Source organism: Clostridium sp. MSJ-8, from assembly GCF_018918325.1.
Taxonomy (GTDB): Bacteria; Bacillota; Clostridia; order Clostridiales; family Clostridiaceae; genus Clostridium.
This window is the reverse complement of the sequence record NZ_JAHLQH010000030.1, coordinates 1-15,866: the sequence shown is the minus strand read 5'-3', so window position 1 is coordinate 15,866 and position 15,866 is coordinate 1. Positions and strand designations below refer to the sequence as shown.

Sequence of the window (15,866 nt, the reverse complement as noted above, 5' to 3'; positions counted from 1 at the left end):
ATTATGTTAGATATAAATCAAATAAAAGAAATTCTACCTCATAGATACCCATTTTTATTAATCGATAGAGTAGTAGAGATAGAAGAAGGAAAAAAAGTTAAGGCATATAAAAATGTTTCTGCAAATGAAGAATTCTTCCAAGGACATTTTCCTAAAATGCCTATTATGCCAGGCGTGTTAGTGCTTGAAGCGTTAGCTCAAACTGGAGCGGTTGCTGTTCTTGGAATGGATAAATTTAAAGGCAAGACTGCTGTGTTTACTGGAGCAGACAAAGTAAGATGGAGAGGTCAAGTAGTTCCAGGAGATAGGCTTGATTTAGAATGTGAAATAATAAAGTTTAAAGGACCTATGGGAGTAGGAAAGGCTGTAGCAACTGTTGATGGAAAAAAGGTATGTGAAGCTGAAATAATGTTTGCAATAATAGGATAGGTGATTAATAATGGTTAATAAAGTTCTGATAGCAAATAGAGGGGAAATTGCAGTTAGAATAATAAGAGCATGTAGAGAGATGGGAATTGCAACTGTAGCTGTATATTCGGATATAGATAAAGATGCTCTTCATACTCAACTTGCAGATGAAGCAGTGTGTATAGGACCAGCTGCAGCAAAAGATAGTTATTTAAATATAGCTAATATTTTAAGTGCATGTGTTTTAAAAGGTGTAGATGCAATACATCCAGGATTTGGGTTCTTATCTGAAAATGCAAAGTTCGCAAAGATGTGTAAAGAATGCAACATTAAATTTATAGGACCAGATTATACAGCAATTGAATTAATGGGAAATAAAGCAAAGGCTAGAGAAATAATGAAAGAAGCAGGAGTGCCAGTTGTTCCTGGATATGAAGGTACAATAGAAGATGAAAATCATGGATTATCAATAGCTAAAGAAATAGGATTTCCCGTTATGATAAAAGCATCAGCTGGAGGTGGAGGTAAGGGTATAAGAATTGCTTTTACTGAAGATGAATTTAAATCTTGCTATAATACTGCAAAGGCAGAGGCAAAGGCATGTTTTGGAGATGATACTTTATATATAGAGAAATTTGTGCAAAATCCAAGACATATTGAGTTCCAAATACTTGCAGATTCACATGGAAATGTAGTACACTTAGGTGAAAGAGAATGTTCTCTTCAGAGAAAAAATCAAAAGGTTCTAGAAGAAGCACCTTCAACTTTCTTGACTCCAGAAATGAGAAGCAAAATGGGAGAAATTGCTAGAAAGGCAGCGAAAGCAGTTAATTATGAAAGTGCAGGAACTATAGAATTTTTGGTAGATAAAGATTGTAATTTCTATTTCATGGAGATGAATACAAGAATTCAAGTAGAGCATCCTATAACAGAGATGGTAACAGGCATTGATTTAGTAAAAGAACAATTAAAGATTGCATCAGGTGAAGAGTTAGATTTTACTCAAGATGATATCAAATTATCAGGACATGCAATTGAATGTAGAATTAATGCAGAAGATCCGTCTAAAGATTTTATGCCTTGTCCTGGAAAAATAACAGAATTATATCTTCCAGGAGGACCAGGAATAAGATTAGATTCGGCAATATATTGTGGATATAAGATACCACATTGCTATGATTCTATGATTGCAAAACTTATTGCTTATGGAAAAGACAGAAATGAGGCTATTGCAAAGATGAAACGTGCTTTAGCTGAGTTTGCAGTAGGCGGATTAAAAACTAATATTGAATTTCAGTATTCACTACTAGAAATGGAAGAATTTATAAAAGGGGAATATGATACATCTTTCCTAAGTAAAAAAATGGTGATGAATAATGATTAATGATTTTTTAAGAAAAACAATTATGGAATTGTGAAGAATGATAATATTGAAGAAAAAGCTAATATTCCTTCTGGTATGTGGGTAAAATGTGATGGATGTGGAGGAACAATATATAGAGAAGATATTGTAAATAATTATTATGTATGTCCTCAATGTAAACATCACTTTAGACTTAAAGCAGATACAAGAATTAACCTTTTCTTTGATAAAGGTAGTTTTAACAAAATGTATGAGGATTTAAAGGAAACAAATCCATTAGATTTTAAAGGCTATGAAGATAAAATAAAGTCATGTAGAAACAAAACTAATAGTAGTGAAGCAGTAGTGGTTGGTACAGCTAAGGTTAATGGCATAGAAGTTGCAGCAGCAGTTATGGATAGCTATTTTATGATGGGTAGCATGGGAACTGTTGTAGGTGAAAGAATAACAAGAATAGTAGAGTATGCAACAGAAAAAGGATTACCACTTATTATATTTACAACATCAGGCGGTGCTAGAATGCAAGAAGGAATTTTTTCTTTGATGCAAATGGCAAAGGTTAGTGCAGCTATAGGAAAACATGATGATGCAGGATTGTTATACATAACAGTTCTTACTAACCCAACAACAGGTGGTGTTACTGCATCGTTTGCTATGGAAGGTGATATAATAATTGCAGAACCAAATGCTTTAGTTGGTTTTGCAGGAAGAAGAGTTATAGAAGATACAATAAAAGAAACTTTACCAGATGACTTTCAGAAATCAGAGTTTTTATTAAAGAAGGGTTTTGTTGACATGATTGTTGAAAGAAAAAATTTACGTAGAGAAGTATACAAAATATTAACTATCCATGGGGTGAGATTCAATGAGTAGAGAATTAATTAAAACAATGAGTAGCTGGGATAAGGTTAATACAGCAAGGCATAAGGATAGACCAACTGGTAGTTATTATATATCAGAAATATTTGATGACTTTTTTGAACTACATGGTGATAGATATTTTGGAGATGATAGTGCAATAATTGGAGGAATAGGATATATTGATAAGATTCCAGTTACTGTAATATCTATAACTAAAGGTGCAAATACAAAAGAAAATATATATAGAAATTTTGGAATGCCTAAGCCAGAAGGATACAGAAAAGCATTAAGGCTTATGAAACAAGCTGAGAAATTTAATAGACCAGTAATATGTTTTATTGATACACCAGGAGCATTCTGTGGTGTAGATGCAGAAGAGAGAGGACAAGGAGAAGCAATAGCAAAGAATTTACTTGAAATGAGTAGACTTAAAACTCCTATTATTTCAGTGCTTATGGGAGAAGGGGGAAGTGGAGGTGCTCTAGCACTTGCGGTTGCAGACAGAGTTCTTATGTTAGAACATGCAATTTATTCAATTCTTTCTCCAGAAGGATTTGCATCTATTCTATGGAAAGATGGTGGAAGAGCTAAAGAAGCAGCTAATGTAATGAAAATTACTGCTCAAGATTTATATGAATATAAAGTAATAGATAAGATTATAAAAGAACCATATGGTGGAGCTCATAGAAATCCTAGAAGAATGGCATTAAAATTAAAAAGAGAATTGTTAGAAGAGTTAGATACATTAAGAGATGTTTCAATGGATAAGCTTCTAGACAATAGATATAATAGATTTAGAACAATAGGTACTTGTTAGATTTAAATTATGTTTTCTAATAATTAGTATTAATAATATGTATTTTTATAAATAGCATAATTTTATTAAAAACTTCTAAATATATAAAATTAAGTTAGCTAAATGTTGTAAAGTTATAAAAGCTTAAACAGTACAACATTTTGGATGCTGACTTAATTTTTTTGCTTTATTTAGGAAATTATATGATTTAAAAAGTGCGTTTTATCATTCAGCGTAAAGTTTAGAGGGAATATGACGAAAAATAATTATTAATGTTGACAAAAAAAGAATTGGAGGGACAAAAATGAATAATTTAAAAGTAAAGGTCAAAATGTGTATTGTAATGTTAGCAACAATTGTTGCCATTGTAGCATGTATAGCTTTTTCTACTAATAATATGAATAAGCTTCAAAGTAAAGCACTATCTACAGTAGAAAAGTCAGAAAGAGAGAATTATGATAAGTTAATTAAGGAACAAGTTGAAGACGTTACTACTCTTTGCCAAGCTATTTATGATAAATATCAAGCTGGAGAATATAACGAAGAGGAAGCAAAAAAGATGGCAGCAGATCAAATACGTGAACTTCGATATGGAGAAAGCGGATATTTTTGGGTTGATCAATATGATGGTACTAATGTTGTATTATTAGGAAATGAGACAGAAGGAACTAATAGAATGAATCTAGAAGATTCTAATGGATATAAAATGGTTAGTGAAATGATAAATATTGCAAAGGAAAATAAAGATGGAGGATATGTAGATTATGAGTATCCTAGAGAAGGTGAAAATGAACCGTTACCAAAGCGTTCATACACTAAAGCGTTTGAACCTTTTGGATGGGTTGTTGGAACTGGAAATTATACAGATGATATAGATAAAGAAATAGCAAGTCTTCGTACAGAATTTTCAGATTATACAACTAGTTGTAGAAATATGTTTATTGGAGTAGCTGTTGTAATAGCAATAATTGTTGCAGCATTACTTTTAGTTATTTCAACAGATATAGTTAAATCGTTAGCTAAGAGCCTTGACTGTATAGACAGAATGGGAAAAGGTGATTTTTCTTGTGCTATAGAAAGTAAGCTTGTAAAAAGAAAAGATGACTTTGGCAAGCTTGCTAATTCCTTAGAGCATATGAGAAAAGATATAGGAGGCTTAGTTGGAAAAGTAAAAAATGAATCTATGGAAATTACTAATGTAATACAGGACATAGATGAAAGTATCCAAAGCTTAGAACATGAAATTGATAATGTATCATCAACAACAGAAGAATTAGCAGCAGGAATGGAAGAGACGGCAGCATCATCTCAACAAATTAGCTCTATATCACATGAAATTGAAGGCGCTGCAAAAAGTATTGCATTACGTTCTCAAGATGGTGCAGAAGAAGCAAATGATATAAGAGATAGAGCAATTAGTGTAAGGAAAAGTACAGAAGAAAATGACAAGAGAACTAAATCAATTCATAAAGAAATTAGCTCTAGTTTAGCAGTAGCATTAAAAGACATTGAAGTAGTAAAACAAATTTCTGTCCTTGCAGAATCAATTATGGATATTACAGATCAAACAAATTTACTTGCATTAAATGCATCTATTGAAGCGGCAAGAGCTGGGGAATCTGGAAAAGGTTTTGCTGTTGTAGCAGATGAAATTAGGGTGCTTGCTGAACAATCTAAGGATGCTGTAGAACATATTAATGAGGTCACTGAAAGTGTTACAAGTGCGGTAGAAAATCTTGCAAGAGATTCTAAGAAATTGCTAGAATTTGTTGGCAATGATGTATCTAAGAGTTTAGAAGGTTTTTATGATATGGCTATTTCTTATAATGAAGATGCAGAAAAAATTGATAATCTTGTGACAGATTTTTCAGCATCTTCTGAGGAATTATTAGCATCTATAAATGGTGTTATGGATGCAATTGGAGAAGTTAGCAGAGCTGCTACAGATGGAGCAGAAGGCACTACAGATATTGCACAAAGATCAAGTGATGTTTTTGAAAAAGCTTCTATAATAAAGGAAAAAGCAAGTAGTGCACATAAATCAGCAGAAAAACTTCAAGCTAATGTAGAAAGATTTATCTTATAGAATTTACATCAATTAAAGAAACATATATGCTAAAAATTATCATTAAAAGTATAAAATCTTTTCCATGAAAATGTTGAAGCTATGATAAGGAATGCTAACTAGCAAATAACTTCAACACAGTTGTGGAAAAGATTTTATATGTTGTTGCCTCATTAGAAAATCATATATAAGCCTAATATGTGTATAAAGTATTAATAATATTAATAAATGTATAATTATAAGTACACATAATTGAAAATTATGGATTATGGATATAATATTATATTTGTAGAAAGGTTTACATAATGAGAATTAAGAGGTGGTTAGTATGAAGAAAAGGAAGAGTACCTTTGTAACAATACTTCTGATAATTTTGATTGCTACAAGTATGTTATTTGAAGGCATAACTGTTAAGGCGGCAACTGTTGAAAGTAAAATTGAAACAAGAGTTGAAAAGAATATAATGACGGAAGATAATACAGATGATGTGAAAACATTACAGATTGGTGGAGTATTAATTATTTCACTGGTAATTGTAGCAGGAGCATTATCAGAATATTATAAAAAACATAGAGAATATTAAGTTAACAATATGAAAAATCAAATACATATATGAATAAATAAAATAGGAATGGGCATAATAATGTAATGTGTTCATTCTATTTTTTTATTTTTATAAGCGATTCATATTAGAATATTTAATTGCTTTTATAAAAAATTTATAGAATAGATTTATATATGTGGAGGAAATAAAATTGAATATTTTGGTTATTAATTGTGGTAGTTCATCTATAAAGTATCAACTTATAGATATAGAGAAAGAAAAGGTATTAGCAAAAGGGTTAGTAGAGAGAATAGGAATTGATGGATCAAAACTTACTCATAAAGTAAATAAAGAGAAGTATGTAATTGAGAGAAATATATGTAACCATAATGAAGCTATACAATTAGTTTTAGATACTTTAATATCTAATGAATATGGTAGGGTTATAAAAAGTATAAATGAGGTAAGTGCTGTAGGACATAGAGTTGTCCATGGTGGTGAGAAATATAGAGATTCAGTTATTATTGATGAAGAAGTTATTAAATCTATACGAGAATTAGCAGAGTTAGCACCGCTTCATAATATGGCTAATCTTATAGGAATAGAAGCTTGCAGAAAAGTAATGCAAGACAAAAAGATGGTAGCAGTTTTTGATACAGCATTTCATCAAACTATGCCAGAGAAGTCTTATATGTATGCTATACCAACCAGGTTTTATGATCAATATAAAATTAGAAAATATGGATTTCATGGAACATCACATATGTTTGTTTCTAGAGAAGCAGCTAATATGTTAGGGAAGCCTATTGAAGAACTTAAAATTATTACTTGCCATTTAGGAAATGGATCATCTATATGTGCAATAGAAGGAGGAGTATCTATAGATACTACTATGGGATTTACACCTTTAGATGGGGTTATTATGGGAACTAGAAGTGGAAGCCTTGATCCATCTGTAGTAACCTATTTAGTAAAATCTAAAGGATACACAATTGAAGAAATAGATGAAATATTAAACAAAGAATCAGGTGTATATGGGGTATCTAATATAAGCTCTGATTTTAGAGATATTAATAGAGCTAGTGAAGAAGGCAATAAGAAGGCTACATTAGCATTGGAAATGTTCTATTATTCAGTTAAGAAATATATAGGAGCATATATAGCAGCTATGAATGGTGTAGATGCAATTGTATTTACAGCTGGAGTAGGTGAAAATGGTCCGGAAACTAGAACAGCATGTTTAAGTAATTTAGATTGTTTTGGAATAGAGATAGACGAAAAATTAAATGCTGTTAGAGGTGAGAAGAAAATAATATCTACAAAAAACTCAAAGATAAATGTTTTAGTCATTCCAACAAATGAAGAATTAGTAATAGCTAGAGAAACATATGACAAAATATATAATATTTAATTTTCGTTGACAGAAATATGTTTTATTATATAATGTAGGGTATGTAAGGGGGGAGATATATGAAATTTATAATTACATTAATAGGTATTTTTGCTGTAATTATTAGTTTTTTAATTTGCAGAAGTAAAAGTATATCCCTACATAATGCTGAAGAAATGTGCTACAGTAGTAGGATACAGACATCTGAGGCTAGGGATAAACTACTTAAAATAGATATAATAATATTATTTGTAATAATTATGGTATATTCAATGGTTGCATTATATGATTTGGGTAGTAGAAGTATGCCTCAGACTTCTTTGGATATTGATAAGGTAAATGAAGATATCATTTTAGATTTAGGTGATAATGTTAATTTATCTGAGATAAATTATTTTTTGGGAAATATTGCTAATAGAAACTTTAGGTTATATTCATGGAATTCTACAAATTCTAAATGGGATGTTATAAGTGATTTTAACATGAAGTATGTATTTAGATGGGGAAAGCAACAGGTTAATTGTAACACTAGATATATAGCACTACGTTCATTATCAGATTCTTGTTCTATAAGAGAACTAGTATTGAAGGATCAATCTGGAAATATTATATTGCCAAGTAATGCAAATAAATATTCTAAGCTTTTTGATGAACAAGACTTATATAAAGAAGTTCCTACTTATAGAGATGAAACTTATTTTGATGAAATATATCATGCAAGAACTGCATATGAATTTATTCATGGGTTAAAAGCATATGAAAATACTCATCCTCCATTAGGCAAGATATTAATAAGTATAGGTATGCTTATATTTGGTGAGAATCCTTTTGGATGGAGAATTATTGGAACTTTATTTGGAATAGCTATGGTACCTGTAATATATTTATTTAGTAAAAAAATGTTTAAGAAGACATGGGCTTCAGCTATAGTAACTGTTATTTTTTCATTTGATTTTATGCATTTTGTGCAAACAAGAATTGCAACAATAGATGTATTTGTTACATTTTTTATAATAGTGTCTTATTATTTTATGTATCAATATTGTACTATGACTTTTAATGATACTCCTCTTATAAAAACACTTAGGCCTCTTGCAGAATCTGGTATAGCTATAGCACTTGCAATAGCTAGTAAGTGGACCGGATTGTATGCAGGAGTAGGATTAGCTATTATTTTTTTGTGTACAATGATAAGAAGGTATATAGAATATAGGTATGCAAAGAGGGATAAGTCTTCTTCAACTAATGGAATTTTACATAGTACTATTGTAAATAATTTTAATAAAAACATAATAATAACCCTTTTGTTTTGCATAATTGTATTTGTATGTATACCTATTTTAGTATATATATTATCGTATATACCATTTAAAGATGGAACAGATAATGGCTTAGTAACTAGAGCTATTAATAATATAAAGACTATGTTTTCATATCATTCGAAGCTTAATGCAACCCATCCTTTTGGATCAAAGTGGTATACATGGCCGTTAGATTATAGACCAATTTGGTATTCTTCAGCAGTTTTTTCTGGAGGAAAAGCTCAAGGAATAAGTGCATTTGGTAATCCTCTTGTATGGTGGATAGGAATACCTGCTTTTATATATATGGTGGCACTTACAATACTAAAAAGAGATAAAAAGGCATTTTTCTTATGTGTTGGATATTTGAGTCAATATTTACCGTGGAGTTTAGTTACTAGAGTTGTATTTATATATCATTATTTTCCTAGTACACCATTTATAGTGCTTATGATAGGATATTCTATGATATCATTAAGTGAGATAAATAAGATAGGTAATAAAAATATAAAAGAGTCTACGTGGATTAATATATTTATAGTATATACAGTATTAGTGTTAGTGTTGTTTATGCTATTTTATCCAGTATTAGCAGGTCAAACTGTAAGTATTCAATTTGTGTATAAGTATTTAAGATGGTTTTCTAGTTGGAGACTTATAGTATAAAAAAATAAGTGAGTTGAATAAGATGTTAGAAGTAAAGAGATGTTTGGTTGATAATATAGCTTTTTGCACTATTGAGACAACTGGTAATCATGAGGAGAAGAATAAAATATCTTATATATGTATTGTAAAATTCTGTAATGGGAATATACACAAGTATGAGAGATATATAGAAGATAATATTAAAGAAATTCAAGAAGAGGTAATTGATTTTTTGAAGGATCTTGACATAGTTTCGGATAAAGCAGAGTTTTTAAATAGGTTTTTAAAGATTCATATGAACAAGGTAAAAAATAAAATCTTAGATCTTATGGAGTTAGCGGCTATACTAGAACCATGGCATAAGGAATTTTCTTCAAGAAGTTTATTAGAAAGTATTACTTCTATAGATTTAAAAGATATAATAAAAAATAATAACATAGATAATGAAATTCAAATTATTATTTTTAATGCGTTGATATATAGGTTATGGATATATGAAGAGGGAAATAAAAAATCTTCATTGTATGATATATTGATTAAGGATTATAATTTGGGAAATAGGTGGATGTGGACCAAATATTTAGAAAGACCTATATTATGGAGTGTAGAACCAATTGAATATATAAAGGATATTAATGCAGTATCTAATTATAATGAAGGATTAGAACATATAGAGATAGATTATAATAGATTTTCTGATTTGTTGAGAGATAAGGAAATATGGGAAAATGGTGAAGATTTTAATTACGAATATAGAGATACGCAGAGAAGATTTTCAGAAAGTATTCATCAAAATGTTTTAGCAGGAGACAGAATATTTATTGAAGCACCAACAGGAAGTGGAAAGACATTTGCATATTTATTAATAGTAATTCTAGAATCATATAAGAATATTAAAAAAAATAGAAGAGCAGATGCGTCATTTATTATTTCAACAGATACAAAGGAGTTACAGAATCAGCTTATTAAAAAAGATATTCCTAGTATGTTATCTAAGCTTTTTTTAACAGAAGATATAAAATATGGTGCAATTAAAGGGAAAAATAATTATATATGCATTGATAAATTACATATATACAAACCTATAAATGAAGGACTTAATAAAACTTTAGGTGAGATATATCTAAAAAGATTGTGTAAAGATGGTGAATATGGAGATATAGAAGATATAAGTTATTATGCGTATAATCATTTTAATTTGCAAGAGGCGTTAAAGGAAGTTGTATGTAATAATGATGAATGCAATTTAGATAGATGTAGAAGAAAGTGTTATCTTAGAAAAAGATATTTAGAGCTTTCAGATGAAAATATAACAGTAGTAAATCATTCTTTATTAGCAAGTTGGCCTTATAGCGAGAAAAAAAGTATAACTCATTTAATAATAGATGAAGCACATAATCTTATGGATAAAAGTTATGATTTCTTTTCTGAAGAATTTAGCACTTTTGAATTTACTGGATTATTAAAAAAAGCTATAGAGTTGGAACCTAGTATTTATAGACAATTGAGTAGTTTAAATGCTCAAAATGGATATAGAGAGGTTATAGATAAAGATAAAATTGTATATTGGTTATCAGAAATTGATAAGACGATAAAATTATTTCTAGCATCTGCAATGAAATTAAAATTAGTGCAAGGGGAATATAATTTTAGGTGCGAGTATAATTTGGCTGAGGAAGATATTAAGGAAAAAGTACATAAATTAGAAAATATAATGATAAAACTTAAGGATGATGTATATGGATTATATTCGCTTATTAATAAATATTTCTTAAATATTACTCTTGATGGAGATGATATGAAGGATAATAGAGAATATGCAGCAATAAGTGGATATATTATAAAACTAAAAAGTGCTTTTGATACTATAGATAATTTTATTAATAATGATGAGAACAACACAAGGTATGCAAAGATATTGGAGATAACTAAGGATTATAGCAATTTTACTTTTACAAATGTTCCTCTTAATGTAAATGAATTATTTAATGAGTTATTAAAAGATGTGAAATCAACAACATTTTTATCTGCAACTTTAAGAATAAATAATTCATTTAATAGGATTAAGGGGATGCTAGGACAGGAAAATGCAAATGAATTGGTTGTTCCACCTACATTTAACTTGAGGAAAAGAACTAAAATATTTACCTTAAGTGATATAGGACCATATTATTCTCAAGAATTTATAGAAAAATCAGCTGAATTTATAAAGGAAATTGCAGAAAAGTTAAATGGACATGTTTTGGCATTATTTACAAATAATCTAAGACTTGAAGGAGTTTATAGAGCATTATTGAAAATGACAGAAGGAAGTAATATTGAAGTTTTTAATTCTAAGAAAGCTATAACATATTTAAAAGACAAAGATAGAAAAATAATTATTCTTGGAAGTAAAGGTTTCTTTGAAGGAATAGATGTGCCAGGAGATGGACTTCTAGCAGTTATATTAGATAAGCTTCCTAACAAGAGTTTAGAAGATCCATTACTTAAATCAATAATCGAATATAAAAATAAAAATTATAAATATGTTAATTATCCTCAGTTATGTATAAAAGTTAAACAAGTATATGGTAGATTAATAAGAAGCGTTATGGATTGTGGGTATTTTTGTATATTAGATGGTGGAAATAATAAAAATACACTATGGCAATTAGAAAAAGATCTAGGAGGACCTAATATAATAAATATACCATCTGATAAGCTTATAAGGAATTTATATGATGATTATTATGGATGGGAAAAAGATAATCTAGTAGAAATAATAAAAAATATAAAAGGAAAACTTTTGTTTGAAGAGGAATTTAAAAAAGAAGCAAATAAAAGAAAATCCTTTTGGGAAATAACAGAGAATGAGTATAAAAATTTAAATATACGTATACCTAAAGGGTAAAATAAAATACAAGGTAGTTGAAAAATATTTGTCTATATGGTAAGATTTTCATATTACTTTACTAAATATAATTAGTAAAGTAAGTTGATACAACATAATAAAGTGGTGATTGAGAGTGATAGAGGTTAAAAATCTTACTAAAGAATTTAAGATTAACAAGAAGTATCCAGGATTTAAAGGGGCAATTAAATCTTTTTTCTCTAGTGAGTATACTATAAAAAAAGCAGTAGATGACATAAGTTTTACTATTAATGATGGTGAAATTGTTGGATATATAGGTGCAAATGGTGCAGGAAAATCAACAACTATAAAGATGATGACAGGAATACTTACACCAACGTCTGGAGAAGTATTAGTTAATGGTATAATACCATACAAAGATAGAAAGAAAAATGCGTATAATATAGGTGTTGTTTTTGGACAAAGAACTCAATTGTGGTGGGATTTACCACTATCAGAAAGTTTTACTTTGTTAAAAGAGATATATGAAGTAGATGATCAAAGTTATAATGAGAGAATGGAGTTTTTAAGTTCTGTATTAGATTTAAATGATTTTATGCTTAGTCCGGTTAGAACATTATCGTTAGGTCAGAGAATGAGAGCAGATATTGCAGCAGCACTTATTAACAATCCTAAAATAATATATCTTGATGAACCTACTATAGGATTAGACGTTGTTGTAAAGGAAAAGGTTAGGCAAGCTATAAAAGAAATAAAAAAACAATATGGTACCACAGTAATATTAACTACTCATGATTTAAGTGATATAGAAGAATTATGTGATAGAATAATCATAATTGATAAAGGGAAAAAAATATACGATGGTGGCATAAAAGATATAAAAGATAAATATGGATATATGACAACAGCAGAGATTTCGGTTAAGGATAATAAAAAAATAAATATAAATGATAACTTTGATCTAGGAGAAGACGATTTAAGTTATAAGTTTGAAGAAGGAAAAATTATAATAACTTTTAATAAAAATAAAGTTTCTTCAACTGAGATAATTCAATATGTAATGTCAAATATGAATGTTTTGGATTTTAAAATTATCGAAACAAGTATCGAGGACATTATAAAGAAGATATATAGAAGTGGGGTGTGAGATATGAAAAATAAAATTAAACCATATCTAACATTTACCAAGAACAGTTTAGAGAGAAGCTTAGCATATAGAGCAAATTCTATTATATTTATACTAGGAGATGTAATAATATTATTAGTTACTTTTTATTTATGGTTAGCTATATACGGCAGTTCTAATGATTCAGTTATTAAGGGGTTTTCAGTAAATGAAATGATGGTATACGTAGTACTATCATTTGTAACTTCTGCAATAACTCAAGCAGATTTAGTAAGTGCTATATATAGAGAGGTTAAGGATGGTTCTATTGCAACTTATTTAATAAAACCCATTGATTATGGAAAGAGAATGTTTTTTGAAAATTTAGGAACACTTATATACAATTATATATGTGTATTTTTACTTGGATTTTCTATTGTTTTATTTTTGACATTTAAATATGATATTAAATTAACTGTAGCTAGTGTAGTATTATATTTTGTTAGTTCATCTTTGGGATTTTTGGTTAACTTTTTCTTTGGGTATTCATTTGGATTGTTAGCTTTTAAGATAACCAATATGTGGGGTATGAGTCAAATAGTTCAAGCAATTTTTCAATTGTTGTCAGGAGCTCTTATACCGCTTACGTTCTTTCCTGGAATAATACAAAAGTTACTTAATTTCCTTCCTTTTAAATCTATAATTTATGCACCATGTATGATATATCTAGGAAAATTCTCAAATAGCGAGATTATATTTGTATTAGCAGTACAAATTATATGGGTAATAATATTATATTTTATATCAAAAGCTATATGGAATGCTTTAATAAAGCAACTAACAATTCTAGGAGGCTGATTAATTATGAAAAGATATTTAAGGTTATATAAAAAATTCTTGGCTCAATATATAAAGTCTCTTATGGAATATAGAGTTGATTTTATATTTGGATTGTTTGGATTCATATTATTTCAATTGACAGGAGTTATATTTGTAAAATTAGTATTTAATTGCATTCCTTTTTTGCAAGGATGGAATTTTTATGAGATATTGTTTATATACGGGTTAGCACAGATCCCAAGAGGAATAGATCATATTTTTACAGATTATTTGTGGATATTTAGTTGGAAGACAATAGCACAAGGAGAATTTGATAGATATCTTTTAAGACCTATAAATCCATTGTTTCAAGTAATATCGGAGAGCTTTCAACCAGATGGATTTGGAGAACTTATAGTAGGAACAACGTTATTTGTAATGTCAGCAATTAAGTTACAATTACATTTTGGAATTACGAAGATATTTAGCTTAATTGTGATTATTATATTTGGTAGTTTGATTTACACTGCTGTAAAGTTAGCATTTACATCTATAGCATTTTGGACTAAATTTGCACAATCATATATTTATATGGCTTATCAGCTTAGCACATTTGCTAAATATCCTATGGGTATATATCCAAAGGCAGTAAGAGGAATATTAACATTTATTATTCCATTTGCTTTTACAGGATATTATCCAGGTGCTTATTTATTAGGAAAAGAATCATTTATTATGGGAGTTTTAGTAACTGCAATTGTAGGAATTTTATCTATATTAGTAGCTTATTTTATATGGCTTAAAGGAATCAGTGTATACGAAAGTGCAGGAAGCTAAAGAGGTTTAGAATAGCAAAAAAATACAATAAGGATTAGTTTAAGTAATATAATTCTTAACTAATAATTATTGTATTTTAATGCTTATAAATAGTATAAAATTAAAAAGTTTTGAATAAAAATAAATAAAACTTTTTATGATTTAAAACGATAATTTTTTATGCTAATTTTAGTTTTTCATCTAACATAGCATCAGCTTCAGATTTTGTTATATTTTTAACTAAGCACATCTCATCAATTAAAAGACGTTTTGCCTTAAGGAATAATTGATTTTCACTTGAGTTAAGTGGATGTTCTTTTTTTAAATCTGATAATGAAACTATAACTTCTACTAATTCTTCAAGAGAACCTGATTTGATTTTTTGAGTATTAGCTTCAAGTCTTTCTTTTGAATTAGATTTATTAATGTTATTCTTAGGAATAGAATAATCATTTAGGTGTAATAAAATGTTATCTAAAGTTGAAGAATTTGAAATAAGACGCATATTTGAATTTTCAGCTTTATTAGAAGGAAGCATTAATTTCATGCTATTGTTAATTAGAGAAATATTATAATAAGTACGCATTTCTCCTTTAAATTCCTTTTCTTCTATTACATCGATGATTCCGGCTCCTTGGATAGGATAAACTATCTTGTCCCCGATATTAAACAAATCAAACACCTCCAAAATTTTTCACTAATATTAGTATAACACATTTTGAGAAAAAAAGACAAATAATTTTATCATGTTACATAATTGTAGTCAATTAATAAAATGTTAAAACAGCGGTAAAGATTAAATTTATTTATATTGAATAAATTTCTCATAATCTCGCCTTTAAATTGTCTGAAAATTTTGAAAATTTATCTTTGCTTGTTTTTTAAAAAACGATAAACTAGAG

Annotated in this window: 13 protein-coding genes; 12 read left to right on the top strand and 1 reads right to left on the bottom strand. The window is 28.6% G+C overall.

All coding sequences use genetic code 11. The features are described 5' to 3' along the window. The first annotated feature begins 3 nt into the window (after nucleotides 1-3). The 12 genes from fabZ to KQI77_RS06155 all read left to right on the top strand — a co-directional run bounded on the left by fabZ (nucleotide 4) and on the right by KQI77_RS06155 (nucleotide 14,985). Nucleotides 4-429 (top strand): 3-hydroxyacyl-ACP dehydratase FabZ, encoded by a 426-nt coding sequence (fabZ, locus tag KQI77_RS06210; protein WP_216389407.1) that lies wholly within the window; start codon nucleotides 4-6, stop codon nucleotides 427-429. A gap of 10 nt (nucleotides 430-439) precedes the next feature. Further along, on the top strand, nucleotides 440-1,792 hold the full coding sequence (locus KQI77_RS06205; RefSeq protein ID WP_216389406.1) for an acetyl-CoA carboxylase biotin carboxylase subunit: 1,353 nt from the start codon (nucleotides 440-442) through the stop codon (nucleotides 1,790-1,792). A gap of 27 nt (nucleotides 1,793-1,819) precedes the next feature. Then, nucleotides 1,820-2,644, top strand: coding sequence for an acetyl-CoA carboxylase, carboxyltransferase subunit beta (gene accD / locus KQI77_RS06200; RefSeq protein ID WP_367397282.1), 825 nt, complete (start codon nucleotides 1,820-1,822; stop codon nucleotides 2,642-2,644). After that, nucleotides 2,637-3,449 (top strand): acetyl-CoA carboxylase carboxyltransferase subunit alpha, encoded by an 813-nt coding sequence (locus KQI77_RS06195; RefSeq protein ID WP_216389405.1) that lies wholly within the window; start codon nucleotides 2,637-2,639, stop codon nucleotides 3,447-3,449. The genes accD and KQI77_RS06195 overlap by 8 nt, the downstream gene beginning before the upstream one ends. 283 nt (nucleotides 3,450-3,732) lie before the next feature. Next, nucleotides 3,733-5,514: a methyl-accepting chemotaxis protein gene (locus KQI77_RS06190; protein ID WP_216389404.1), complete on the top strand. Its 1,782-nt coding sequence runs from the start codon at nucleotides 3,733-3,735 to the stop codon at nucleotides 5,512-5,514. A 307-nt stretch (nucleotides 5,515-5,821) separates the two neighbouring features. After that, the gene (locus tag KQI77_RS06185; RefSeq protein ID WP_216389403.1) at nucleotides 5,822-6,076 is read left to right on the top strand and encodes a hypothetical protein; all 255 of its coding nucleotides are present in this window, start codon (nucleotides 5,822-5,824) and stop codon (nucleotides 6,074-6,076) included. A gap of 172 nt (nucleotides 6,077-6,248) precedes the next feature. Continuing rightward, on the top strand, nucleotides 6,249-7,448 hold the full coding sequence (locus KQI77_RS06180) for an acetate/propionate family kinase (protein ID WP_216389402.1): 1,200 nt from the start codon (nucleotides 6,249-6,251) through the stop codon (nucleotides 7,446-7,448). A 59-nt stretch (nucleotides 7,449-7,507) separates the two neighbouring features. Beyond that, complete coding sequence (locus KQI77_RS06175; protein WP_216389401.1) at nucleotides 7,508-9,394, top strand: phospholipid carrier-dependent glycosyltransferase; 1,887 nt, start codon at nucleotides 7,508-7,510, stop codon at nucleotides 9,392-9,394. A 22-nt stretch (nucleotides 9,395-9,416) separates the two neighbouring features. Beyond that, a complete protein-coding gene (locus KQI77_RS06170) occupies nucleotides 9,417-12,263 on the top strand; it encodes an ATP-dependent DNA helicase (RefSeq protein WP_216389400.1) in 2,847 nt (948 codons plus the stop codon). Nucleotides 12,264-12,378: 115 nt separating this feature from the next. Next, nucleotides 12,379-13,371, top strand: a complete 993-nt coding sequence (locus tag KQI77_RS06165) for an ATP-binding cassette domain-containing protein (RefSeq protein ID WP_216389399.1) — start codon at nucleotides 12,379-12,381, stop codon at nucleotides 13,369-13,371. Between the two features lie 3 nt (nucleotides 13,372-13,374). Then, a complete protein-coding gene (locus KQI77_RS06160; RefSeq protein ID WP_216389398.1) occupies nucleotides 13,375-14,187 on the top strand; it encodes an ABC-2 family transporter protein in 813 nt (270 codons plus the stop codon). Nucleotides 14,188-14,193: 6 nt separating this feature from the next. After that, entirely contained in the window at nucleotides 14,194-14,985 is a 792-nt protein-coding gene (locus KQI77_RS06155) for an ABC transporter permease (protein WP_216389397.1), read from the top strand. Between the two features lie 157 nt (nucleotides 14,986-15,142). Here KQI77_RS06155 and KQI77_RS06150 read toward each other — a convergent pair whose 3' ends face one another. After that, a complete protein-coding gene (locus KQI77_RS06150; RefSeq protein ID WP_216389437.1) occupies nucleotides 15,143-15,646 on the bottom strand; it encodes a CarD family transcriptional regulator in 504 nt (167 codons plus the stop codon). Nucleotides 15,647-15,866 lie beyond the last annotated feature (220 nt).

Bases quoted from the DNA above. Each gene is read 5' to 3' on its own strand.
- KQI77_RS06205 (WP_216389406.1), top strand. From the start codon at position 440: ATGGTTAATAAAGTTCTGATAGCAAATAGAGGGGAAATTGCAGTTAGA.
- fabZ (WP_216389407.1), top strand. From the start codon at position 4: ATGTTAGATATAAATCAAATAAAAGAAATTCTACCTCATAGATACCCA.
- KQI77_RS06185 (WP_216389403.1), top strand. From the start codon at position 5,822: ATGAAGAAAAGGAAGAGTACCTTTGTAACAATACTTCTGATAATTTTG.
- KQI77_RS06160 (WP_216389398.1), top strand. From the start codon at position 13,375: ATGAAAAATAAAATTAAACCATATCTAACATTTACCAAGAACAGTTTA.
- KQI77_RS06155 (WP_216389397.1), top strand. From the start codon at position 14,194: ATGAAAAGATATTTAAGGTTATATAAAAAATTCTTGGCTCAATATATA.
- KQI77_RS06190 (WP_216389404.1), top strand. From the start codon at position 3,733: ATGAATAATTTAAAAGTAAAGGTCAAAATGTGTATTGTAATGTTAGCA.
- KQI77_RS06195 (WP_216389405.1), top strand. From the start codon at position 2,637: ATGAGTAGAGAATTAATTAAAACAATGAGTAGCTGGGATAAGGTTAAT.
- KQI77_RS06175 (WP_216389401.1), top strand. From the start codon at position 7,508: ATGAAATTTATAATTACATTAATAGGTATTTTTGCTGTAATTATTAGT.
- KQI77_RS06170 (WP_216389400.1), top strand. From the start codon at position 9,417: ATGTTAGAAGTAAAGAGATGTTTGGTTGATAATATAGCTTTTTGCACT.